Source organism: Blautia sp. OM07-19 (assembly GCF_003481595.1).
GTDB classification, from domain to species: Bacteria; Bacillota; Clostridia; order Lachnospirales; family Lachnospiraceae; genus Blautia_A; species Blautia_A intestinihominis.
Map to the genome: position 1 here is coordinate 1 of NZ_QULA01000038.1, position 790 is coordinate 790.

At 38.9% G+C, this 790-nt stretch carries 1 pseudogene; it reads right to left on the reverse strand.

Annotated elements, in window-relative coordinates:
* Positions 1–790 (reverse strand): annotated as a pseudogene (locus DXC01_RS20765) (IS1182 family transposase); the annotation flags it as partial.

Sequence of the window (790 nt, forward strand, 5' to 3'; positions counted from 1 at the left end):
TCCTGAGATGCCGCAGTTCACGTCCGTCATGGCAGATATAGAACTGTTCATCTTCAAAGATCCCTGTCCTCATGTTGTAATATTTACTGATATCTTCTGAATAAGCGCGTGTTTTTCGCTTTTCATAATCCTGCAGTTTTATATAACTGGATATTTCATTCCGTTTTAAATAAAGCAGATTTTTTTCACTACAGTACCCGCTGTCCGCAGTTACTTCTTCCAGAATACTCCCGAAAGCAGTCTTATGTTTTTCAAGGACCGGGATCAGGGTATTATAATCGATGCGGTCGCTGCTTACATATCCATGTACGATATAATAATTCTCTACCGCGATCTGAACATTATATGCTGGCTTTAACTGTCCGTTCAGCATGTGATCTTCTTTCATACGCATAAAAGTCGCTTCCAGATCTGTTTTGGAATAACTGTTTCTGTTTTTTCCCATGATCTCAAAGCATTCTTTATATTCCATCAGTCGTTTTTCGCATTGTTCCAGTTCCTCATGCAGCTGTTGAAGTGCAGGTTTTCTTTTTACTTTTCCGTAAACGAATTCGATTTCCTCGTTGTCTGCGATCATCGTGAGATTGTTCTGGAGTTTCCGTATTTCAAGCGGTGAACAGTTATCGATCTCTATAATACGGTTATTTGAAAGCTTTTTATGTTTTACAAGCTTTCGTTTTCTGTTCTTTTCGATCATTTCCCGGACTTTATCCATCCCTTCGATCACAAACATCTGTGCATTTCCCAGCTCGTACTTTGTTCCATAATCATTCTCCTGCAAAAAAGAATT